21 protein-coding genes are annotated in these 21,181 nt (G+C 63.4%); 11 read left to right on the top strand and 10 right to left on the bottom strand.

Annotated elements, in window-relative coordinates:
• Positions 1-183: 183 nt before the first annotated feature.
• A complete protein-coding gene (locus EV674_RS16280) occupies positions 184-1,224 on the bottom strand; it encodes a helix-turn-helix transcriptional regulator (protein WP_119014687.1) in 1,041 nt (346 codons plus the stop codon).
• A 328-nt stretch (positions 1,225-1,552) separates the two neighbouring features.
• Between EV674_RS16280 and EV674_RS16275 the strand changes: the two genes are divergently transcribed.
• Complete coding sequence (locus EV674_RS16275; RefSeq protein ID WP_241525031.1) at positions 1,553-1,831, top strand: type II toxin-antitoxin system RelB/DinJ family antitoxin; 279 nt, start codon at positions 1,553-1,555, stop codon at positions 1,829-1,831.
• A complete protein-coding gene (locus EV674_RS16270) occupies positions 1,803-2,123 on the top strand; it encodes a type II toxin-antitoxin system YafQ family toxin (protein WP_119014689.1) in 321 nt (106 codons plus the stop codon). Before EV674_RS16275 ends, EV674_RS16270 begins: the two co-directional genes overlap by 29 nt.
• A 152-nt stretch (positions 2,124-2,275) precedes the next feature.
• Here the strand turns inward: EV674_RS16270 and EV674_RS16265 are convergent, their stop codons facing one another.
• From EV674_RS16265 to EV674_RS16255, 3 genes are read right to left on the bottom strand one after another with little or no spacing between them, the layout of a single operon-like run.
• Positions 2,276-3,787, bottom strand: a complete 1,512-nt coding sequence (locus EV674_RS16265) for a tripartite tricarboxylate transporter permease (protein ID WP_119014703.1) — start codon at positions 3,785-3,787, stop codon at positions 2,276-2,278.
• Entirely contained in the window at positions 3,787-4,335 is a 549-nt protein-coding gene (locus tag EV674_RS16260; protein WP_119014690.1) for a tripartite tricarboxylate transporter TctB family protein, read from the bottom strand. The genes EV674_RS16265 and EV674_RS16260 overlap by 1 nt, the downstream gene beginning before the upstream one ends.
• Positions 4,336-4,342: 7 nt before the next feature.
• The gene (locus tag EV674_RS16255) at positions 4,343-5,308 is read right to left on the bottom strand and encodes a Bug family tripartite tricarboxylate transporter substrate binding protein (RefSeq protein WP_119014691.1); all 966 of its coding nucleotides are present in this window, start codon (positions 5,306-5,308) and stop codon (positions 4,343-4,345) included.
• Positions 5,309-5,440: 132 nt separating this feature from the next.
• Here EV674_RS16255 and EV674_RS16250 point away from each other — a divergent pair, with 132 nt between their 5' ends.
• From EV674_RS16250 to EV674_RS16230, 5 genes are all read left to right on the top strand, one after another.
• Positions 5,441-6,127: a response regulator transcription factor gene (locus EV674_RS16250; protein ID WP_119014704.1), complete on the top strand. Its 687-nt coding sequence runs from the start codon at positions 5,441-5,443 to the stop codon at positions 6,125-6,127.
• Positions 6,124-7,620, top strand: coding sequence for a sensor histidine kinase (locus EV674_RS16245; protein ID WP_193552724.1), 1,497 nt, complete (start codon positions 6,124-6,126; stop codon positions 7,618-7,620). Before EV674_RS16250 ends, EV674_RS16245 begins: the two co-directional genes overlap by 4 nt.
• The gene (locus EV674_RS16240; protein ID WP_119014692.1) at positions 7,617-8,036 is read left to right on the top strand and encodes an RNA-binding S4 domain-containing protein; all 420 of its coding nucleotides are present in this window, start codon (positions 7,617-7,619) and stop codon (positions 8,034-8,036) included. Before EV674_RS16245 ends, EV674_RS16240 begins: the two co-directional genes overlap by 4 nt.
• Positions 8,037-8,191: 155 nt before the next feature.
• On the top strand, positions 8,192-8,578 hold the full coding sequence (locus EV674_RS16235) for a collagen-like protein (RefSeq protein WP_119014693.1): 387 nt from the start codon (positions 8,192-8,194) through the stop codon (positions 8,576-8,578).
• 78 nt (positions 8,579-8,656) lie between these two features.
• Positions 8,657-8,815 carry a DUF3309 family protein gene (locus EV674_RS16230; RefSeq protein WP_119014706.1) on the top strand — a complete coding sequence of 53 codons (159 nt, stop codon included), beginning with the start codon at positions 8,657-8,659 and terminating at the stop codon, positions 8,813-8,815.
• A gap of 152 nt (positions 8,816-8,967) precedes the next feature.
• On the opposite strand, the gene acs is transcribed toward EV674_RS16230, so the two are convergent.
• Positions 8,968-10,962: an acetate--CoA ligase gene (acs, locus tag EV674_RS16225; protein WP_119014694.1), complete on the bottom strand. Its 1,995-nt coding sequence runs from the start codon at positions 10,960-10,962 to the stop codon at positions 8,968-8,970.
• Between the two features lie 539 nt (positions 10,963-11,501).
• Here acs and proV point away from each other — a divergent pair.
• Genes proV through proX form a run of 3 tightly spaced genes read left to right on the top strand, consistent with a single transcriptional unit; the run spans position 11,502 to position 15,117 of the window.
• Positions 11,502-12,758: a glycine betaine/L-proline ABC transporter ATP-binding protein ProV gene (gene proV, locus EV674_RS16220; RefSeq protein WP_119014695.1), complete on the top strand. Its 1,257-nt coding sequence runs from the start codon at positions 11,502-11,504 to the stop codon at positions 12,756-12,758.
• Positions 12,755-14,050, top strand: coding sequence for a glycine betaine/L-proline ABC transporter permease ProW (gene proW, locus EV674_RS16215; RefSeq protein WP_119014696.1), 1,296 nt, complete (start codon positions 12,755-12,757; stop codon positions 14,048-14,050). Before proV ends, proW begins: the two co-directional genes overlap by 4 nt.
• A gap of 41 nt (positions 14,051-14,091) precedes the next feature.
• Positions 14,092-15,117 carry a glycine betaine/L-proline ABC transporter substrate-binding protein ProX gene (gene proX, locus EV674_RS16210; protein WP_119014697.1) on the top strand — a complete coding sequence of 342 codons (1,026 nt, stop codon included), beginning with the start codon at positions 14,092-14,094 and terminating at the stop codon, positions 15,115-15,117.
• Between the two features lie 175 nt (positions 15,118-15,292).
• Here proX and EV674_RS16205 read toward each other — a convergent pair whose 3' ends face one another.
• The 5 genes from EV674_RS16205 to EV674_RS16185 form a co-directional block, all read right to left on the bottom strand.
• Entirely contained in the window at positions 15,293-16,294 is a 1,002-nt protein-coding gene (locus tag EV674_RS16205; RefSeq protein ID WP_119014698.1) for a Bug family tripartite tricarboxylate transporter substrate binding protein, read from the bottom strand.
• Positions 16,295-16,375: 81 nt separating this feature from the next.
• Positions 16,376-17,017 carry a maleylacetoacetate isomerase gene (gene maiA / locus EV674_RS16200; protein WP_119014699.1) on the bottom strand — a complete coding sequence of 214 codons (642 nt, stop codon included), beginning with the start codon at positions 17,015-17,017 and terminating at the stop codon, positions 16,376-16,378.
• An 89-nt stretch (positions 17,018-17,106) separates the two neighbouring features.
• Positions 17,107-17,808: a fumarylacetoacetate hydrolase family protein gene (locus EV674_RS16195; protein ID WP_119014707.1), complete on the bottom strand. Its 702-nt coding sequence runs from the start codon at positions 17,806-17,808 to the stop codon at positions 17,107-17,109.
• Positions 17,809-17,883: 75 nt separating this feature from the next.
• Positions 17,884-18,939: a cupin domain-containing protein gene (locus EV674_RS16190; protein ID WP_119014700.1), complete on the bottom strand. Its 1,056-nt coding sequence runs from the start codon at positions 18,937-18,939 to the stop codon at positions 17,884-17,886.
• Between the two features lie 38 nt (positions 18,940-18,977).
• Complete coding sequence (locus EV674_RS16185; RefSeq protein WP_119014701.1) at positions 18,978-20,189, bottom strand: 3-hydroxybenzoate 6-monooxygenase; 1,212 nt, start codon at positions 20,187-20,189, stop codon at positions 18,978-18,980.
• Between the two features lie 105 nt (positions 20,190-20,294).
• Between EV674_RS16185 and EV674_RS16180 the strand changes: the two genes are divergently transcribed.
• A complete protein-coding gene (locus EV674_RS16180) occupies positions 20,295-20,804 on the top strand; it encodes a MarR family winged helix-turn-helix transcriptional regulator (RefSeq protein WP_119014702.1) in 510 nt (169 codons plus the stop codon).
• The last annotated feature ends 377 nt before the right edge of the window (positions 20,805-21,181 follow it).

The following is a 21,181-nucleotide window of genomic DNA, read 5'->3' as shown; positions in this document are numbered from 1 at the left end:
CGCCGCAGGACTGAGCTTTCTCATGTCGGTCAGTTTCATCAAGACAACATCCGGGTAATCAGAAATATTTCAAGTCGTTTTGTTTCTAATTAATAGAGGCTTGTACTTTATTGAGCGGGGCTCTTGTTAGCTGAACAGGCGTGGCGTTATCAGTGGGATCACCATTCCTATTATTTTGAGCAGTCAGACAGACAGTGCTGCGTCGAATTGCTTGTACTCCAGCCGAAATGCCATACAACACGCAGCCAATCGTGAACACGAGCAACAGTAAAAGAATGAATTGCATGGTGTGAGTCTCCGGTGTACTGCCCAGTGAGTCCACATCACTAACGCCTGCCGCAACCCCGCCACCAGTTCCTCATGCCACGCTTGCGGCTGAACAATGCGCACATGCGGCAGCCAATAGCGCACCACGGGCAGCAGTTGGTTGATGTGGTTGATATGCGTGGTCACCAGCAGCGAGCCGTCGGCGTCGGGGCGCTGTTTTTGCTGGGGTAGCAGCGCGCGGCGGCTGAAGTAGTGGGCCACCTCGGGCGCCACGCGCAGCAGCACTTCGGTGGTGGATTCGGTAAACCACACGTCGTCTTTGGCTTGGATGTAGTCCAGGTGCGCGCGCTGGGGGGTGAAGGTGTGCGTGGTATCCACTTGCAAACCCTCCATCAGCGCCACGCTGAAGTTTTTCAGCCGCCCGGCTTCTTCAGCGGCCAGGTACCACACGCCGCCCCGGTGAATCAAACGGTAGGGCTGCACTTGGCGCGGTTTGGCTTTGTAGGTGAAGTGGCAGACGTGCCGGGCTTCGATGGCGCTTTGCAACTGCGTAAACAACGGGCTGCGCGAGCCCAGGTCTTCCTGCGGCAGGGGCTGCACTTGGGTGCTGCGCTGCGGTGGCGGCGTTTCCAGCTGCTCTAGCAGGTAGCGCAAGCTGGGGTCGGGGAACAAGCGTTCGGTGCCTGCCAGGCGTTGGTAGTCGTTCAGGTAATGGGCAGGAATGGTGCCGCGCGCCACTTGGGCGAGGCGCCACAAGCCATCTTCGGAACGGACGGCAATGCCGCACAGGCGTTCACCCAAATCGCGCTCAATGGTGCGTACCTTCACCCGGTACTGGGCCACCAGTTGGTGCTTATCCAGGGCTTCACCCTGGTGCAAGCGGGCCAGGATGTCGGACAGGCGCTGGGCCAGTTTTTCGTTTTTGACGGTGCTACGTGCGCGGGCAGAGGCGGGCATAGAGGGCGGTGGGAAAGGAATCGCCCCACTCTACCGAAGGACTACGACACGTTGTGTCGAAGCCGACGCCATATAGCGTTTACATCACATATTTGCCCGATATGTCCCCCGCACCGTTGCCAGCGCTGGGGTTGCTGCAATGCTTTTCACTTCTTTTTTGATAGCTGCTTGCGCACTCCTCATAAGGGCTAGAGACCAATTTGACCTTAAAAATAAAAATCGCAAGCTGTGGTGCGCACGTCTTTTCAAGACGGGCAGCTTGACCGCACATCTGATTTGACCAAGTATCAAACGAGATACAAAATGACTGAACTAAGGAGATTCAACCATGGCACACACATCAATGTTGCATGTCCGGGTAGATGACGATGTCAAGGCGCAGGCCAGCGAAGCACTGGCGGCCATGGGATTGTCGATATCCGATGCCGTACGCATTTTGCTCAAGCGCGTGGTCAACGACCAAGCATTCCCGCTGGAACTGAAGGTACCCAACGCCCAAACCCGTGCGGCCATGGAGGAATCGCGCGCCATGATGCAAGCACGCACGGCACGCTTCCATTCTGCTGACGCGCTGCTCGATGGCCTCGAAAAAACCGGCGAGCAGTAAACGCGCCGTGTTGCCACGGGCGGCCGATTACACCAAGGCCTTTCGCAAGGACTGGCAGCGGTTGTCCCACTCTGGGCGCTACGACATGAATCGGCTGAAAGAGGCCATGCTGCTGTTGATTGCCAACGATGCGCCGCTGGGCCCCGAGTGGTTGGATCACCCGCTCAAAGGCGATTGGATGGATTACCGCGAGTGCCACATCGGCGGCGACTTTTTGCTGATCTACCATCTGGAGGATCAGCAGATCAACTTCTTGCGGGCCGGAACACACTCGGAATTGTTCGAGGCATAGCGCCTTGGGCGTGCGACCCAGCCCAGGTGGCGCAGCCACTCGACGAAGAAACCGCCGAGACCGTCTCGGCAGCTGTTCAAAAACTCTGATTTTGATAGCTGCCAGCGCCCGCCCAACAAGCGCTGGCAGCCGATTTGGCTCAAAACTGAAGCTCAGGCTTCGCGGGGCCAGTCGCGGCGCCGTTGCAGCCAGGCAATGGCGCGCGGCAGCACCAGCACGGCCAGCACCACCACCAGCACGCCCAGCGACATGGGCCGGGTCACAAAAATGCTCCAGCTGCCCTCACCGATGGCGACGGCGTTGCGCATTTGTGCCTCGGCCAGCGGGCCCAAAATCATGCCGATGACCACGGGCGCTGTCGGAAAACTGAAGCGCCGCATCAGCACGCCCAGCAAACCGATGCCGTAGAGCAAGAACAGGTCAAACGCGCTCTGGCGCATGCCGTAGGCGCCCACGGTGGCAAAAATCAGGATGCCCGCGTACAGCTGCTGCTTGGGTATCTTGAGCAGCTTGACCCACAGGCCCACCATGGGCAGGTTCAGCACCAGCAGCATCAGGTTGCCGATGTAGAGCGATGCGATCAGCGTCCACACCAGCGCCGCCGACGTGGTGAACAACTGCGGCCCGGGGTTGATGCCGTAGTTCTGGAAGGCGCCCAGCAGCACCGCCGTGGTGTTGGAGGTGGGAATGCCCAGCGTCAGCAGCGGTATCAGCGCCGCCGTCACGGTGGCGTTGTTGGCGGCCTCGGGGCCGGCCACGCCTTCAATCGCACCTTCTTTGCCAAACTCGGCCTTGTCGTCGCCCTTGGCCAGCTTTTTCTCGGTGGCATAGCTCAGGAACGTCGGAATCTCGGTGCCGCCTGCCGGAATGCAGCCAAAGGGCGCGCCAATCACCGAGCCGCGCAGCCAAGCGGGGATGGAGCGCTTCCAGTCGCGCGCCGTCATGTGAACGCGGCCCATGGGGTTGCGCGATTCGACCACGCGGCCCTCGTACATGGCGGCATACAGCACCTCGGCCACGGCAAACAGGCCCACGGCCACCAGCACGATGTCGATGCCGTCCAGCAGCTCGATCTGGCCGCCGGTGTAGCGCGCCGCGCCAGAAATCTGGTCCATGCCAATGCAGCCCGCTGCCAGCCCGACAAACAGCGCCGTGATGCCGCGCACCGTGCTTTGGCCCAGCACCGCGCTCACGGTGGTAAAGGCCAGCACCATCAGCATGAAGTATTCGGGCGGGCCCAGGCGCACGGCAAAGTCGGCCACGTAGGGCGCAAACAGCGTCACCACCACGGTGGCGATGGTGCCCGCCACGAACGAGCCGATGGCCGCCGTGGCCAGCGCCGCACCCGCGCGGCCGTTCTTGGCCATCTTGTTGCCCTCCATGGCGGTGACCATGCTGGCCGTCTCGCCGGGGGTGTTGAGCAAAATCGAGGTGGTCGAGCCGCCGTACATGGCGCCGTAGTAAATGCCCGAGAAGAAGATCATCGAGGCCGTGATCTCGACCTTGGCCGTGATGGGCAGCAGCATGGCCACAGCCACCGCCGGGCCAATGCCGGGCAACACGCCCACTGCCGTACCCAGGGCGCAGCCAAACAGCGCCCAGAGCAGGTTGACGGGCGTGGCGGCGGTGGCAAAGCCCGCCAGGAGTGCGTTCAATATGTCCATCACAGCCACCCTGTCTGCGTGAGTCCGGGCAAGTTGATTGCCAAAAGCTTGGTGAAAGCCCAAAACACCGGGGCCGAAATCAGTACGCCGGTCAGCGCATCCACCGCCCAGACGCGGGCGCTGGAGGCGTCCTGTCCGCTGGCGCGGCGCAGGCCCTGCACTGCCAGCAGGTAGCACAGCGTGCAGCTGATGATGAAGCCCAGCGTGCCGATCAGCGCCGCGTTCAGCAGCAGGCCCGCCGACACCCAGACAAACGCGGGCACATTGGCCTGCGCTGCGCCGCTGGGCTCATCCATGGCGCGAAAACCGCCCGACAGCGCCTCCCACACCAGCAAGACGCCGCACAGGGCCAGCACCGCCGCCACCAGCCAGGGCAGAAAATTGGGGCCCACGCCGCCATAGCCCGCATTGGAGGGGATGTCGATGGCACCCACCGCCAGGGCGGCAGCCGTCAGCAGCACCCCGGCCCCCACGGCCACCTGGGCGCGCGTGGCCGACGCGGCAGAGGCGCCCTGTGCAGAGGGCGCAGAAGTTGGAGCAGCAGACATCGCGGCCTCAGACCATGCCGGCCTTGACCATGGTGGCGCGCAGGCTGGCGAACTCGTTATCGACAAAGTTGCCGAACTCGTCGCCTGCCAGCCAGGCGGGTGTCCAGCCGTTCTTTTGCAGTGCATCGGCCCAGGCGGCGCTCTTGACGGCTTTTTCCACCAAGGCCACCAGCGCCTTGCGCTGCTCTGCGGAGATGCCGGGTGCGCCATACACGCCGCGCCAGTTGCCGATTTCCACGTTCACGCCCTGCTCCTTGAGGGTGGGCACATCCACGCCCTTGAGGCGCTGGTTGGAGGTCACGCCCACGGGCTTCATCTTGCCGCTGGCGATGTATTCGGCAAACTCGCTGTAGCCGCTGCCGCCGATGGTCACGTTGCCGCCCAGAATGGCCGCAATGGCCTCGCCGCCCCCCCGGAAGGCCACGTAGTTGATCTTGGCCGGGTCTACCCCGACTTCGCGCGCCAGCATGGCCGCTGCGATGTGCTCGGTAGAGCCGCGCGAGCCGCCGCCCCATTTGACGCTGCCGGGGTCTTTCTTGAGCTGCGCAATCACCTCGGCCATGCTCTTGAAGGGCGAATTGGCGGGCAGCACAAACACGTTGTACTCGCTGGTCAGGCGCGCAATGGGCGTGACCTGCGACAGATTGACCGGCGGCTTGCCGGTGATGATGCCGCCCAGCATCACGGCGCCCATCACCATCAGCGCGTTCGGGTCGCCCTTGCTGCCGTTGACAAACTGCGCCAGGCCAATGGCGCCAGCAGCGCCGCCCTTGTTGTCGTAGGTGACCGAGGCGGCAGCGCCCGCATCCAGCAGCGCCTTGCCCAGCGCCCGGCCCGTGGTGTCCCAGCCACCGCCGGGGTTGGCGGGCAGCATCATCTTGATGGCGCTGGCCGCTTGTGCCGACACCGGCAGCGCGCCCGCGCCGACAGCGGCAAAGGCGGCGAGGGATTTCAAAAAGGTATCGCGACGCATGACAGTCTCCTTGCAAGGTGTTTGGCGAAGCTGGCAATGATGGGCGCGCATCCTGTCAATCGGCTGTCTGCGCGCTCAGGGAAAACACCCATGCCCTGCCCCCGGTGCAGCGGTGCTAAGGTGCCGCCCACCATGCAATTGCTCCTTGTTGAAGATGACCCCACCATGCAGGCCACGCTGCAACGCGCCCTGGCGCGCCGTGGCATGGACGTGACCGCCGTAGGCGATGGCCGCAGCGCCCTGGCCCGCTGGACAGACCTGGCCCCCGACGCCGTGGTGCTGGACCTGACCCTGCCCAGCATGGACGGCCTGCAAGTGCTGGAGCAGGCCCGCGCGCGTGGCCTGCGCACGCCCGTGCTGATACTGACCGCACGCGGCACCGTGGGCGACCGGGTGCTGGGCCTGAACGCGGGCGCCGACGACTACCTGCCCAAGCCCTTTGACCTCGATGAACTGGAGGCGCGGCTGCGCGCGCTGGTGCGCCGCAGCCACGATGCAGTTCAAGCCAAATCGGGCTCCAGCGCAATACAGGTGGGCGCTATCAGCTATGAAAAAGAGAGCGGCGCTATCTACCTCAACGGCATCATCATGGAGTTGACCCCGCGCGAGCTGGCCCTGATGCACGCGCTGCTGGCGCAGCCCGGCCACGCCGTGGCCAAAGAGCGGCTGTATGGGCTGGTGTTTCCGGGCCAGCTCGATGTGCAGTACGAAGCCATCGAAGTGGTGGTGTACCGCCTGCGCAAAAAACTCGCGGGCACGCGCCTGACGCTGATGACGCTGCGCGGCCTGGGCTACCTGCTCAAGGCCGACACCGCATGAGCGCGCCTGCGGCCCCGGCGCGCTGGCCCCTGGGGCGCGCCCTGTCGCTGCGCGGCCAGCTGCTGCTGGGCATCTTGCTGCCGGTGGTGGTGTTCATTGCCTTCAACACGTTCAGCCTGTACAGCCAGACGCTCACATCGCTGCACACCGCCTACGACCGCACGCTGCTGGCATCGGCCAAAAGCATCAGCGAGCAACTGGACGTGAGCGGCTACGACGAGGCCGCCACGCTGCGCGCCACGGTGCCGTATTCCGCGCTCGAAGCCTTCGAGGCCGACAACCAGAGCCACATGTTCTACCGCGTCTCCACCCTGCAAGGGGCACTGGTGTCGGGCTATGGCGAGCTGCCTGTGTGGCGCGGGCGCATTCCGCAGCGGCCACCGTATGCGGCGCTGGTGGACTTCTATGACGACGAGTTTCGCGGGCGCAAGGTGCGCGTGGCCGTACTGTTGCAGCCCGTGGCCAGCGCCACGGGGCGCGGCATGGCCGTGATCCAGGTGGCCGAAACGCTGGAGGTGCGCGAAACCCTGGCGCTGCAAATCCTGCGCAACACGCTGGCGCGCCAGGCGCTGCTGGTGGCCGTGATCGCCCTGACCGTGGTGGCCGTGGTGCAGCGCGCCACGCGCCCGGTGCGCCAGCTCAGTGCCGCACTGCAAGCGCGCCCGGAAGGCGACCTCAGCCCCATCGCCACCGCCTCGGCGCCGCGCGAGCTGCAATCGCTGGTCGATGCCACCAACCAGGTCATGCGCCGCCTGCAACACCTGCTGCAACACCAAAAGCGCTTTGTGCGCGACACCGCCCACCAGCTGCGCACGCCGCTGGCGGTGCTCAAGACGCAGGTGCAGTCGGCCATGCGCGGCGATGCGCCACCGCAGCAGGCGCTGCAAGAGATTGAGGGCACGGTAGACCGCGCCACCCAGCTGGCCAACCAGATGCTGTCGCTGGCCAAGGTTGAGCAGCTGCGCCAGCAGGCCCAGGTGCCCGTCACGCGCTTTGACGAGGTGCTGCGCGCCGTGGCCCTGGAGCTGTCGCCGCTGATTGCGCACAAAGACCTGGACTTTGGCATCCACACCGACCCCGCACCCGTGCGCGCCCACGAGTGGATGCTGCGCGAACTGGCGCGCAACCTGCTGCACAACGCCGTGCGCCACACCCCGCAGGCCAGCGTGCTGGGTGTAGAGCTGCGCAGCGATGGCCGCCACGTGGTGCTGACCGTGGCCGACCAAGGCCCGGGCATAGACAGCGAACTGGCCGCGCGCCTGTACCAGCCGTTTTCTGCGGGCGACGTACGCACCGGCTCGGGCCTGGGCCTGGCCATCTGCCAAGAAATCGTGCAGGCCCTGGGCGCCAGCATCGCCCTGACCAACCGCCAGCGCGGCCAGCGCACCCTGGGGCTGGATGCGGTGGTGGTGCTGGTGCAGGCCCCGCCCGAGGCAGCCGCGCACAGCGGCCCTACCGGCGCATTCAGCAGCGCGGCACAATCGGCGCCATGAATAGCACAGACACGGTACGCATCGACAAATGGCTGTGGTGCGCGCGTTTTTTCAAAACCCGCAGCCTGGCCGCACAAGAGATTGACAAGGGGCGCGTGGCCATCAACGGCCAGGTCACCAAAGCCTCGCGCGAAGTGCGTGTGGGCGACACCGTGGCCCTGCGCCAGGGCCAGGTGCCGCGCACGGTGGTGGTGCGCGGAGTGAGCCACGTGCGCGGCCCGGCCCCGGTGGCGCAGCAGCTCTACGAAGAAACCGCCGAGAGCATCAGCGCGCGCGAAAAAGCCGCCGAACAGCGCCGCCTGGCGCCCGAGCCCTCCGCCGCCCTGCAAGACGGCCGCCCCACCAAACGCGACCGCCGCGACATCGACCGTGCCCGCGACTGGGGCAGCCGCTGGAGCGCCTCCATCGACGATTGAGCCCGCCAACGGGCGGGCAGCGCCTGTGTAGGACAAGCGCGCAATCCGGGGGCCAGCCTGCGCTATGCGCGCCAGCGAACAGACCGCCCCCGGTGTCTGGCGCCACATTGGTCCATGCGGCTTTTTTGGCTGCATGCAATACCAAAGGAAGCGCCATGACTTATTTAATGCCCACTCTCTTGATCACTGCCCTGCTCGGTCTGGGCGCCTGCACCGGGCCCATGGGGCCGCAGGGCAACACCGGCAATACGGGCTACACCGGGCGCACCGGCGCCCAGGGGGAAACGGGCAGCCAGGGCAACCAGGGCAATACGGGCTATACCGGCGCCACAGGCAGTACGGGTAGCACCGGCAGCACCGGCTCGGACGGCATGCCCGGGGCCACGGGCAGCCAGGGCGCCACCGGCTACCAAGGCGATACCGGAGCCACTGGCGCCACAGGTGCCAGGGGCACTACGGGCGCGCGTGGCAACACCGGCAATACGGGCAACACGGGCAACACGGGCAGCGGCACCGTCATCGTGGTGCCCGCCAAGCCCTGAGCGCCCTGAGGCCCTGGGCCTGAGGAACATCCAGGCGGGCCTCAGCGGTTATTCATCACCATTTTTCGGGAGTTGATCATGGGCTTGAGCACCATCGTATTGATCATTTTGGTTCTGATTTTGATTGGCGCATTCCCCTCCTGGCCCCACAGCCGCAGTTGGGGGTACGGGCCTAGCGGCGTTGTCGGCCTGCTGGTCTTGGTACTGCTGGTAATGCTGGTGATGGGGCGGGTTTAGGAACGAATTATTTTGATAGCTGCCTGCGCTTGCTACGCAAGGGTTTGAGGCACTTTTGACCCCATATTTGACCCCATATCGGACAGACACAAAAAACCCGGCGCGCAGGCCGGGTCTTTGGCAGGCACTGGCGCCTTGCGGCGCCGTGTGCGTCAGTTGGTTTTGGACAGCTGATCGAGGATGGCAGGGTTCTCCAGCGTCGAAGTGTCCTGGGTGATGGTTTCACCCTTGGCAATGCCGCGCAGCAGGCGGCGCATGATCTTGCCCGAGCGGGTCTTGGGCAGGTTCTCGCCAAAGCGGATTTCCTTGGGCTTGGCAATCGGGCCGATTTCTTTGCCCACCCAGTCACGCAGCTCCTTGGCCAGGGCTTTGGCATCGTCGCCCGTGGGCACCGGGCCTTTGAGCACCACGAAGGCCACGATGGCCTCGCCGGTCAGGTCGTCGGGGCGGCCCACCACGGCGGCTTCGGCCACGATGTCGCTCTTAGCCACCAGGGCCGATTCGATTTCCATGGTGCCCATGCGGTGGCCCGAGACGTTCAGCACGTCATCGATGCGGCCCGTGATGCGGAAGTAACCCCGGTCTTCGCTGCGCACAGCGCCATCGCCCGCCAGGTAGTAGCCCTTGAGTTCTTCAGGGAAGTAGCTCTTTTTGAAGCGCTCGGGGTCGCCCCAGATGGTGCGGATCATCGAAGGCCAAGGCTTTTTCACCACCAGGATGCCGCCCGAGCCGTTGGGCACGTCGTGGCCAGCTTCATCGACGATGGCGACCTGGATACCCGGCAGCGGCAGCGTGCAAGAGCCTGGCACCAGCGGCGTGGCGCCCGGCAGCGGCGTGACCATGTGGCCGCCGGTTTCGGTTTGCCAGAAGGTATCGACGATGGGGCAACGCTCGCCGCCCACGTTTTTGTAGTACCACATCCAGGCTTCGGGGTTGATGGGCTCGCCCACCGAGCCGAGGATGCGCAGGCTGCTCAGGTCAGAGCGGGCGGGGTGCACGCTCTCGTCGCTGTCGGCGGCCTTGATGAGCGAACGAATCGCCGTAGGTGCGGTGTAGAAGATGGTGCACTTGTGCTTCTCGATCATCTTCCAGAAGCGGTCGGCCTTGGGGAAGGTGGGCACGCCTTCAAAGATGATTTGCGTGGCGCCCGCAGCCAGCGGGCCGTAGGCCACGTAGCTGTGGCCGGTGATCCAGCCGATGTCGGCGGTACACCAGAAGATGTCGCTGTCTTTCAGGTCGAACGTCCAGTCCATGGTCAGCTTGGCCCACAGCAGGTAGCCGCCGGTGCTGTGCTGCACGCCCTTGGGTTTGCCGGTGGAGCCCGAGGTGTAGAGCACAAACAGCGGGTGCTCGGCGCCGACGAATTCGGGTGCGCACTCGGTGGACTGCTGGGCCATTTCTTCGTGCATGAAGCTGTCGCGCCCGGCCACCATGTTGACGGCAGTGGGGGTGCGCTGGAACACGATCACGCTCTTGGCCGACTCGCAGCCGCCCATGGCCAGGGCTTCATCGACGATGGCCTTGAGCGGCAGCTCTTTGCCGCCGCGCATCTGGTAGTTGGCGGTGACCACGGCCACGGCGCCAGCGTCCTGGATACGCTCGTGCAGCGCCTTGGAAGAGAAGCCGCCAAACACCACGCTGTGCGTGGCGCCAATGCGGGCGCAGGCCTGCATGGCAATCACGCCTTCAATGGTCATGGGCATGTACAGCACCACGCGGTCGCCCTTTTGCACGCCCTTGGCCTTGAGCACGTTGGCAAACTGGCTCACTTTGGCCAGCAGCTCTTTGTAGGTGACTTTGGTGACTTCGCCGCCATCGGCCTCAAAGATGATGGCGGTTTTGTTCTCGGTGGGGGTGCCGATGTGCTTGTCCAGGCAGTTGGCCGAGGCGTTGAGCTCGCCATCCTGGAACCACTTGTAGAACGGTGCGTTGGACTCGTCCAGCGTTTGCGTGAAGGGTTTGTTCCAGACCACGTTTTCGCGTGCCAGGCGGGCCCAGAAACCTTCGTAATCTTTGTCGGCTTCGGCGCACAGGGCTTCGTAACCGGCCATGCCAGAAATGCGAGCGGCAGCCACGGTGGCATCAGAAGGCGGGAAAACGCGGTTTTCTACAAGGGTGGACTGGATGGCGGATGTCTGCGCACTCATGGTGTTGTCTCCTGGGTCATTGAAAAAGCTGCATTACTTTGGGCGTCTGCACTTACAGGCCACTGACTGGCACGAACCTTACACAGCACCTGGCGCCAGCCCGGGCCACGCAGCGGCGGCGCAGTGCTACGCGAGCGCGTGATACGTGATTTTGAAAAACCTGTGTTTTGACTCAAAAAACATCAATCCATATACTTTATGCATGTTTTACAACCTGCAACGCAGGTAATGCGCCTTGCAACGGTCAAGGCCCATCGTCAAAACGGACTTCGCGTCCCCCTTCCATCGCCGCCCTGGCGGCCTGGTCTGCACGTAAACCCTAGCTAACGTGCCGGCCCTCCCAGGGGTCTTTGCAGACCCCTTTGCGACTCGAAACGTTCCGACAGGCCCCGCACGGCAACGCTGCCTGCGGGCCTTGCGGGCACCGGCACGGTGCCCTTTCATTTTTGTTCTGTGTGCATCTGCACCCACGGGCGTACGTGCCGTTCCGGGCGCTGGCCTGGACGGCACTGCACCCACCTTTGAGGAGAACTGCCTGCATGGCCAAACAAATCACCATCGAACATGTGTTCAAGGTTTTCGGCGATGCGCCCGACACCGCGCTGGCGCTGCTGCGCCAGGGCCACAGCAAAGACGACATCCTGGCGCGCACGGGGCACTCGATTGGCGTGTTCGATGCCAGCTTCACCATTGGCGCGGGCGAGATTTTTGTCGTCATGGGCTTGTCGGGCTCGGGCAAATCGACGCTGGTGCGCATGCTCAACCGCCTGATCGAGCCCACCGCCGGGCGCATTCTGGTGGACGATGTGGACATCAACCAGCTCCCGGACGCCGACATGCGGGCGCTGCGGCGCAAGGACATCAGCATGGTGTTCCAGTCGTTTGCGCTGATGCCGCACATGACGGTGCTGGACAACACCGCCTTTGGCCTGGAGCTGGCGGGCGTGGAGCGCGCCGAGCGCCAGCGCCAGGCCGCACTGGCGCTGGAGCAGGTGGGCCTGGCTGGCTGGGGCGCCAGCTACCCCGATGAACTCTCGGGTGGCATGCAGCAGCGCGTGGGGCTGGCGCGGGCGCTGGCCTCCGACCCGTCGATTTTGCTGATGGACGAGGCGTTCTCGGCACTCGACCCCATCATCCGCACCGAGATGCAAAGCGAGCTGATGCGCCTGCAACAGGTCAAGCGCCGCACCATCGTGTTCATCTCGCACGACCTGGACGAGGCCATGCGCATTGGTGACCGCATCGCCATCATGAAAGACGGCCAGGTGGTGCAGGTGGGCACACCCGACGATATTTTGCGCAACCCCGCCAACGACTACGTGCGCAGTTTTGTGCGCGGCGTGGATGCTGCTGCCGTGTTCAAGGCCAGCGACATCGCCCGCCAGCGCTTCACCGTGGTCAGCGAACACAGCGACCGGGGCTCGCGCGCCGCGCTCAAGCAGCTGGAAGAGCAGGACGGCGACTTTGCCTACGTCATCAGCCCCACCCAGCGCTACCTGGGCACGGTGTCGTCCGATTCGCTGCGCTGCGCGCTCGACGGCCATGTCGGCCCGCTGGGGCTGCAACACGCTTTTGTGCCCGGTATTGAGCCCATTGCCGCCGATGCCCCGGTGGCCAACCTGTTTGGCCAGGTGGCCCAGGCGCCGTGCGCCCTGCCCGTGGTGGGCGATGGGGGCCGCTTTCTGGGCGCCATCAGCAAGACCACGCTGCTGAAGTTTCTCGACCGCGACACCCCGGCGGTGCCGCCCTCTTCTCCCGACCAGCCCGCTGCAACCACGGCCAGGAACCCCGCATGAACACCGCCACGCCAACACCTGAAACCACCCTGCCTGCCCCCGCCGACACCGACCCGTGGGCCAACGCCAGCGACTCCAGCGGCGCCGTCACCCCGTGGGATGCACCCGCCGCCAGTGCCACCGCCGACGTGCAGGCCGCCCCCGCAGAGGCCGACCCCTGGGCCAGCATCACGGCCCCTGCCGATAGCGCCACCGCCACCGATGGCGTACCCGCGAGCGAGGCAGCCAGCGCCAGCGACTGGCTCAACACCCCGGCCCAGACCGGCGGCACCGACCTGGCCAGCACCAGTGCAGGCGCCCACACGGGCGATGGAGCATCGCTGCTGCAAACGGTGCTGGACGGCAACCTGCCCATCGAGTCCTGGATCAACCAGGGCCTGGGCTGGGTGGTGGAGCACTTTCGCCCGTTCTTCCAGACCGTGCGCGGCCCCATCGACAGCACCCTGACCGGGGTGGAGGGGCTGCTGACGGGCATGCCCGCGCTGGCCATGATCGCCCTGTTGGGGTTGCTGGCCTGGCAGTTTGCGGGCCGCGCGCTGGCGCTGGGCAGCGTGGCCGCGCTGGCCCTGGTGGCGCTGCTGGGCATCTGGCCCGAAGCCATGGTCACGCTGTCGCTGGTGCTGACATCGCTGGTGTTTTGCGTGGTCATTGGCTTGCCGCTGGGCATTGTGCTGGCCGCCAGCGACCGCGCCCAGCGCTGGATGCGCCCGTTTCTGGACGCCATGCAGACCACGCCCGCCTTTGTCTATCTGGTGCCGGTGGTGATGTTGTTTGGCATTGGCAACGTGCCAGGCGTCATCGTGACCATTGTGTTTGCACTGGCGCCGCTGGTGCGCCTGACCAACCTGGGCATCCGCCAGGTGCGCCCCGACCTGATCGAGGCAGCGCGCGCTTACGGCGCCTCGCCCTGGCAACTGCTGCTGAAGGTGCAACTGCCGCTGGCCTTGCCCTCCATCATGGCGGGGGTGAACCAGGCGCTGATGCTGTCACTGTCCATGGTGGTGATCGCCTCCATGATTGCCGTGGGCGGCCTGGGCCAGATGGTGCTGCGCGGCATCGGGAGGCTGGACATGGGCCTGGCCACCGTGGGCGGTCTGGGCATCGTGCTGCTGGCCATCACGCTCGACCGCATCACCCAGGCCATGGGCCAGCCGCGCCGGGGCGTGCGCCACTGGTGGCACACCGGGCCTGCCGGGCTGGTGCTGCGGGCATGGCAGCGGCGTCGCACCCCAGCCACGGCAGCGGCCTGTTCGGCCCCAGCGCCTGCCACCACGGCGGCACACCCCCACTGACTGTTTTCCCTGTTTTTTGCCACCCCAAGGAGTACCCCCGGATGAAAAAAACCCGCACTTTTGCACGCGCCCTGCTCGCCACCGGCCTGCTGGCTTTGGGCCTGTCTGGCCCCGGCGCGGCCCAAGACCTGCCTGGCAAGGGCATCACGGTGCAGCCCATCAAAAGCTCGGTGGCCGAAGAACTGTTCCAGTCGCTGCTGGTGTCGCGCGCCCTGGAAAAACTGGGCTACACCGTCAAACCGGCGCAAGAAACCGAGTACGCCACCGGCCACCTGGCATTGGCCAATGGCGACGCCACGTTTCTGGCCAACCACTGGGATCCGCTGCACGCGGCTTTCTTCCAGAACGCGGGGGGCGAGGCCAAAATCTGGCGCAACAGCACCTACGTGACCCAATCGTTACAGGGCTACCTGATCGACAAAAAAACCGCCGATGCCCACCACATCACCAACATTGAGCAACTGCGCGACCCCAAAATCGCCCAGCTGTTTGACACCAACGGCGACGGCAAGGCCGACCTGACCGGCTGCAACCCCGGCTGGGGCTGCGAGCTGGCCATCGAGCACCACCTCGATGCCTACCAGCTGCGCAGCAACATCACGCACAACCAGGGCAGCTACGCCGCGCTGATGGCCGACACCATGGCGCGCTACCGCCAGGGCAAGCCCATTCTTTACTACACCTGGACACCCTACTGGATCAGCAACGTGCTGCGCCCAGGCAAGGATGTGGTGTTTCTGGAAGTGCCGTTTTCAGCGCAAAAGGGCGATGCCTCCAAAACCAGCACCCGCATGGCCAATGGCCGCGACTATGGCTTTGTGGTGAACGTGCAGCGCATCGTGGCCAACCAGCAGTTTGTGCAGCAAAACCCGGCAGCGGCCAAACTGTTTGCCGTGATGCAACTGCCCGTGGGCGACATCAACGCGCAAAACCAGCGCATGCACGGCGGCGAGAACCAAGAGCAAGACGTGGAGCGCCACGTGGACGGCTGGATCAAAGCCCACCAAAAGACGTTTGACAGCTGGATAGCCCAGGCGCTGGCGGCCGGAAAAAATCAAGCCAAATAAGCCTCTAACGCCCGCCTGTAGAGCGCAAGCAGCTATCATTAAAATAGCAAATATCCGCTCCCCCCGCTGCGGTTGCAGCGCTGAAGGCGCTATCGCAGGCGGCACCAGTGCAGGCCGGGCGCCTGGTAAGGCCCTGCACTGCACCGGGAGCATCTGGCGGTGAAGGCGCAGCGCCTCAGTCCAGGCTGATATTGGCGCGCTGGATCAGCTGCTGGTACTGGGTGGACTTGGTGGCGGCGTTCTTGGCAATGTCGTCCAGGCTCCACGACAGCGGCTCGAAAGCGAAGGTATTGAAACGCTCACGCACCTCGGGCTCGGCCAGCACCTTGAGCACATCGGCGTGGATGCGGTCGCGCACGGCGGGGGCTATGCCCTTGGGCGCCACCAGCACCACAAAAGAGTTCACATCCAGGCCCGCCGGGCCACCGGCTTCGGCCACGGTGGGCACGTCGGGCAACTGCGGGATGCGCTTGGGCGCAGCCACAGCGATGTATTTGATCTTGCCCGCCTTGTACACGCCCTGGCTGGAAGGAATGCTGGCAAAGCTCCAGGCCACGTCCCCGGTTGCTACGTTGGTGTAGAGCTGGCTCACTTCCTTGTAGGGCACATGCGTCATTTGCGTGCCTGCGAGGGAGTCGAGCCACTCTGCACCCAGGTGCCCGGGACTGCCCACACCCCAGGAGCCGTAGCTGGTGGCATTGGGTTTGGCCTTGGCAGCGGCCAGCAAGTCGGTCATGTTCTTCCAGGGCGACTGGGCAGAGACGGCCACCATGAACGGCGTACGAAACAGCGGCGCCACCGCTTCAAAAGTCTTCAGGGTGTCGAAATTGCGCTTTTTGTACAGGTGCGGTACTGCCGACAGGTGTTCGCTGTCGAGCTGCAACAGGGTATAGCCATCAGCGGCGCCACGGCGGGCCGCTTCCATGGCGATAAAGCCACCACCACCGGGACGGTTGTCCACCGTGACCGACTGCTTCCAGTTTTGCGACAGCTTTTGCGCCACCAGGCGCAGCACGGCATCGGGGCCGCTGCCTACGGCAAAGGCGGTATAGAGCGTGACGGGCTTGGTCGGAAAATCACTGCCCTGCTGTGCCCAGGCGCTGCCACTGGCAGCGGCAACCAGGGTGGCCAGCAGCAGGCTGCGGCGGGCATGGCGGTGGTCAAAAGTGGCGGTCATGGGTTGTCTCCGAGTGGTTTTTTTATATGACAGAAAAAAGGGGCCGGTACTTTCTGCCAGCCCCCTGCGGCGCACAGCTTGTCAGCCGGCGTCGGGTTGGCGGGTGGGCGCCGCGCGCTGGAAGGCATCGAGCTCGGCGCAGGCCTTGTCCACCGCACCAATCAGCGGCCAGCGCGACAAATCCACCTTGAAGCGGCGCGCACTCTCGATCTGCGGCACCAGATAGACATCGGCAATGCTGGGCGCATCGCCAAAGCTGAAGCGACCGCGCTGTGCGTCTTGCGCCAGCAGTGCTTCGTAGGCGTCAAAACCGGCGCTGATCCAGGTGCCGCACCAGGCATTGATGGCAGCCTCGTCGGCACCGAACTGGTGGCGCAGGTATTCCAGAATGCGGCGGTTGTTGATGGGGTGGATGTCGCAGCCGACGATGGCGGCCAGTGCCCGCACATGGGCGCGCTCATGGGCGGTCGTGGGCAGCAAAGCAGGGCTGGGGTGGGTTTCTTCCAGCCACTCGATGATGGCGGGCGACTGGATCAGCACTTTGCCGTCGTCGGTGGCCAGGGCGGGCACCAGCATTTGCGGGTTGACGGCCTTGAAGTCGTCTTTCAGGTGCTGCTCGGTACGCAAGTCCACCGGGATGTACTGGGTATCCAGCCCCTTGAGGTTGAGCGCAATGCGCAGACGGTGCGAGGTGCCACTGCGAAAGAAGTTATAGAGCTTCATCGGTTGAATTCCTTCAGGTAAAAAGTGACCAGGGGGGCTGCACGGGCATCGGCAGCCCGCGCAGGATACCCATCCCTGCGCTCACGGGTTCACTCGGCAGGGCCGATGTTCAGCTCCAGGCTGCCCACGCCTTCGACGTGGCCGGTGATCTTGTCTCCGGATAGCACGGGGCCTACGCCCTCGGGGGTGCCGGTGTAGATCAGGTCACCGGGTTGCAGGTGGTAGTACAGCGACAGATCGGCAATGATTTCGCGGATATTCCAGATGAGCTTGCTCAGATCGGACTTCTGCTTGGTTACGCCGTTCACGGCGAGTTCAATCTCGCCTTTGTCCAGTACCACGCCGGGCATGGGCACCACCTCGCTGCACACCGCGCCTTGTTCCAGGTCTTTGCCCATGTCCCAGGGGCGGCCTTTTTCACGGGCCACCAGTTGCAGGTCGCGGCGGGTCATGTCCAGGCCGGTGGCATAGCCATAAATGTGTTCGTGGGCCTGGGCTTCAGGGATGCGGAAACCGGCTTTGCCGATGACCAGCACCAGTTCCATTTCGTAGTGGTAGTTTTTGGTTTCGGGCGGGTACGGCACGGTAGCGCCGGACTCAACCAGGCTGTGGTGGGACTTGGTGAAGTAAAAAGCCCGCTCGGCCACCTTGTCCACCGGACTGCCCATTTCCACGGCGTGCGCGTGGTAGTTGCGGCCCACAAAAAACAGGCGGTTGACGGGCAGGCATTCGGTTTTGCCACGCACGGGCAGGGATTGGACGGCGGGCGGATTCCAGAGGTAGGTAGTCATGCTGTGTATTGCTTCAAAAAACGAGAAAAAGCCAGGGCGCAGGGCTGCCACCCCAACCGGAAGAAGTGTCAGGGTTTAGCCCCGGTTTTCCAACACGCCCAGCTTGCGGTGCAGCGGCGACTCGTCGGCCATGAACACAAAAGCGGGCTGGTCTGCCGACAGGTTGCACAGCGTGGTGGCGTTGTAGCCGGGTGCGCAGCAGGTATCGGCCTCGGCCAGCGTAAAGGTCTGGTCCGCAATGCGGGCTTCGACCTGGCCTTCAATCTGGTGGAACACCACGGCAGGCGAGCGAACCGGCAAGCGCAGCGTCTGGCCAGGGCGCAGCATCAGGGCGTAAAAACCCAGAATGTTTTGTGCATCGGCACCGGTTTCAGGATTGACGTAGGTGATCTGAACCGCTTCGGTGTTCGCCGGGTCGGCGGCCATGGCCAGCAGGGCAGCGCGGGCCTCCGACCAGGGGTAGCGCAACATCGGATAAGCCTTGTTGCTGCGCTCAAACACCGGCGTGGGACGCAGACCACCGCGCGCGTACTGGTTTGCGCCTTCGCCTGCTTGGATGCTCTGGCTCGGCCCCTCCAGGTGGTAAGACGCCTCGATGTAATACACCAACGGCAAATCCAGTACATCCAGCCAGACTACAGGCCCAGTGCCATCGTGACCATGCTCATGCCACAGGCCAGTGGGGGTCAGGATGAGGTCACCACGCTGCATAGGGCATTTTTCGCCGTCGACCAGCGTCCAGGCCCCCTCGCCCTCCACCACCATGCGCACGGCATTGGGGGTATGGCGGTGCGCCGGTGCCAATTCACCCGGCAGCAGCAATTGCATGCCCAGGTACATCGCCGCGCTGGCCTGCATTTTTTCCAACCCGTGGCCGGGGTTGGCCAACACCAGCACGCGGCGCTCGGCTTTCTCGATAGGGGTGAGTTCGCCCGCCTGGAGTAACAAAGGGCGCAGGGTTTGGTATGACCAAAAAGTGGGCTGTGTTCTGCGCGTGGGCACTTCGGGTGGCAGCACTGCGCGCAGGCTGGGCCACAGTGGCACCAGGTTTTGTGCCGTCAGGGCATCGCGGTAGTCCTGGGGCAGGTCTTCCAGACGGCCCAGGGTGTCAAAACGGTCATGGCTTTGCATAGCGCTTCCTTGGTGGGAGGGTGAATGGAGCAGCAGGCTCAGTCCTGGGCCAGGCAGTTGTTGACGTTCCAGCCATACAGCCACTCCATGGCATCGTAGAAACGCTCCTGGCTGCGGCCTTTCCACAGCTGATTGCGCACCAGGCGCTCCACCCCGGCAGCGTGGTACAGGCGCCCCATCTCACGGCCTGACAGCACGATGCGGGCTGTTCGGGCCACACGCGAGCGTTGGTACAACTCAAGTGCTTTGTCCCAGTCGTTGTTATGCACGCGCAGCGCCTCGCCCAGCGTCACGGCATCTTCCAGTGCCATGCAGGCACCCTGGGCCATGTACTGCGTGGTGGGATGTGCAGCATCGCCCAAAATGGTGGCGCGGCCAAATACCCAGGTGCCGATGGGCTCGCGGTCTGCGGTGGCCCAGCGGCGCCACGTTTTGGGCAGTTCGATCAGCTGGCGTGCCTTCGGGCAGATGTCCTGGAAGTAGCTTTCCACTTCGGCTTTGCTGCCATCGGTAACGCCCCACTCTTCTTGCTGGCGGCTGTGGAAGGTGACCACGATGTTGTATTGCTCGCCACCACGCAACGGATAGTGAACCAGATGGCACTTCGGGCCAGCCCACAGGCTGGCAGCATTCCAGCGCAAATCTTCAGGAAACTCCGACTTTTCCACCACCGCGCGATAGACGACATGGCCTGTGACCCGGGGCAGGTCGTTGACATACTGCTTGCGCACCACCGACTTACCGCCATCGGCACCAATCAGCGCCTGGCCTGTCCAGCGCTTGCCGTTCTGGTCAATCGCAGTCACGATGTGGGTGGCCTCGTCTTGCTCCACCTTCTCAATGCGGGTGTTGGTGAAGAACTGCACTCGCCCCGTTTCCACCGCACCTTCCAGCAAGGATTGGTGGATATCTACGCGGTGGATCACGGCATAAGGATTCCCAAAACGCTGGCGGAACATCTCGCCGGTTTCAATTTTCCCCACTTGGTATTCATCAATGGCATCGTGCATCACCATGTAGTCTGTATAGACAGCACGGTTGCGCGTTTTCTCACCGATACCCAAGGCATCAAATGCGTGAAAAGCATTCGGGCCAAGCTGGATACCGGCTCCAATTTCACCAATTTCAGGTGCTTGCTCGAATACCATGACCTGAAAACCCTGGCGAACCAAAGCCAAAGCAGCGGCCAGACCGCCTATACCCCCACCAGCGACAAGAACGGGCAAATTCGATGGCTTTTCTGTTGTCATACTTGCTCCCAGAATAAAGTACACAAATCATCAGTACACTGACAATTAGTGTAATGCTAGGATGAAACAACACACTCAGGGTTTGCCCTTAAGAAAAAACGGCCTATGTCTTCGCAAGACTCAATCTATCCATCCAGCCTGCAAAGCCTGCCTGGTCATACCATTCGACGCCTGCACCAGATTGCGACGGGCATTTTTCATCAGGAAGTTCAGGAGTCAGGCCTGACCCCCGTGCAATACAGCGCCTTACAGACTGTGCATGACTATCCGGGCATAGACCAACGCACCCTGGCGCGGATGATTGCGTTGGACGCATCCACAACAGCAGGTGTCGTGGATCGGTTGGAAGCTCGTGAACTGCTCACACGAAGCGCTTCGCCTGACGACAGACGGGTGCGTTTGCTTTGCCTGACTACGGAGGGAGAAGCTTTGTTACAACAAACTTTACCTGCCATGTGGCGGGTACAGGAGCTAATTCTGGCGCCACTTTCTGTTGAGCAGCAGAAGACTTTCATGCAAATGCTGCAATTGCTGGTCACAGAAAACAACGACCTGAGCCGCGCCCCAATGGAGTCAGCAACCTTGGGCAAAATCCCACGAAACACACGCAATTAGAGCGTTTTTGCCCTGAGCTACCATGGCAACAACGACGGATATAGTTAGCGTACCCAACCCACCTAGAAAATCCAGCAACTGTCCGATTGTCTGCCTAGTGCGTGTGCCATCTTGCGTAGTAGTTTCTTTGACTTGGCAAATACTTACGTTATAGGGCTCAAGTTCGGGCTGTACGGTGGTGGGTAACGCCACCTTCCTCTGTGGCTTTGCGCATCCTTGGCACTTTGTTATGGATATTGGCCCAAGCCTCATGCAGAAAAATCAGTTGACCCACATATAGCCCCCCCCAAAACCGAAACCCCCCGTGACCTGTTTGTGAGGTTACGGGGGGGTTTGGAGGCTATTGGTGCCTGACGATGACCTACTTTCACACGGGA

Origin of the sequence: Simplicispira metamorpha, from assembly GCF_004341365.1 — a bacterium.
Classification (GTDB): Bacteria; Pseudomonadota; Gammaproteobacteria; order Burkholderiales; family Burkholderiaceae_C; genus Simplicispira; species Simplicispira metamorpha.
Note: the sequence above shows the minus strand (reverse complement) of the source record. Positions and strands in the feature narration are given on the sequence as shown.

Coding starts and splice junctions, on each gene's coding strand:
- EV674_RS16280 (WP_119014687.1), bottom strand. CDS start 1,224: ATGCCCGCCTCTGCCCGCGCACGTAGCACCGTCAAAAACGAAAAACTG.
- EV674_RS16275 (WP_241525031.1), top strand. CDS start 1,553: ATGGCACACACATCAATGTTGCATGTCCGGGTAGATGACGATGTCAAG.
- EV674_RS16270 (WP_119014689.1), top strand. CDS start 1,803: ATGGCCTCGAAAAAACCGGCGAGCAGTAAACGCGCCGTGTTGCCACGG.
- EV674_RS16265 (WP_119014703.1), bottom strand. CDS start 3,787: ATGGACATATTGAACGCACTCCTGGCGGGCTTTGCCACCGCCGCCACG.
- EV674_RS16260 (WP_119014690.1), bottom strand. CDS start 4,335: ATGTCTGCTGCTCCAACTTCTGCGCCCTCTGCACAGGGCGCCTCTGCC.
- EV674_RS16255 (WP_119014691.1), bottom strand. CDS start 5,308: ATGCGTCGCGATACCTTTTTGAAATCCCTCGCCGCCTTTGCCGCTGTC.
- EV674_RS16250 (WP_119014704.1), top strand. CDS start 5,441: ATGCAATTGCTCCTTGTTGAAGATGACCCCACCATGCAGGCCACGCTG.
- EV674_RS16245 (WP_193552724.1), top strand. CDS start 6,124: ATGAGCGCGCCTGCGGCCCCGGCGCGCTGGCCCCTGGGGCGCGCCCTG.
- EV674_RS16240 (WP_119014692.1), top strand. CDS start 7,617: ATGAATAGCACAGACACGGTACGCATCGACAAATGGCTGTGGTGCGCG.
- EV674_RS16235 (WP_119014693.1), top strand. CDS start 8,192: ATGACTTATTTAATGCCCACTCTCTTGATCACTGCCCTGCTCGGTCTG.
- EV674_RS16230 (WP_119014706.1), top strand. CDS start 8,657: ATGGGCTTGAGCACCATCGTATTGATCATTTTGGTTCTGATTTTGATT.
- acs (WP_119014694.1), bottom strand. CDS start 10,962: ATGAGTGCGCAGACATCCGCCATCCAGTCCACCCTTGTAGAAAACCGC.
- proV (WP_119014695.1), top strand. CDS start 11,502: ATGGCCAAACAAATCACCATCGAACATGTGTTCAAGGTTTTCGGCGAT.
- proW (WP_119014696.1), top strand. CDS start 12,755: ATGAACACCGCCACGCCAACACCTGAAACCACCCTGCCTGCCCCCGCC.
- proX (WP_119014697.1), top strand. CDS start 14,092: ATGAAAAAAACCCGCACTTTTGCACGCGCCCTGCTCGCCACCGGCCTG.
- EV674_RS16205 (WP_119014698.1), bottom strand. CDS start 16,294: ATGACCGCCACTTTTGACCACCGCCATGCCCGCCGCAGCCTGCTGCTG.
- maiA (WP_119014699.1), bottom strand. CDS start 17,017: ATGAAGCTCTATAACTTCTTTCGCAGTGGCACCTCGCACCGTCTGCGC.
- EV674_RS16195 (WP_119014707.1), bottom strand. CDS start 17,808: ATGACTACCTACCTCTGGAATCCGCCCGCCGTCCAATCCCTGCCCGTG.
- EV674_RS16190 (WP_119014700.1), bottom strand. CDS start 18,939: ATGCAAAGCCATGACCGTTTTGACACCCTGGGCCGTCTGGAAGACCTG.
- EV674_RS16185 (WP_119014701.1), bottom strand. CDS start 20,189: ATGACAACAGAAAAGCCATCGAATTTGCCCGTTCTTGTCGCTGGTGGG.
- EV674_RS16180 (WP_119014702.1), top strand. CDS start 20,295: ATGTCTTCGCAAGACTCAATCTATCCATCCAGCCTGCAAAGCCTGCCT.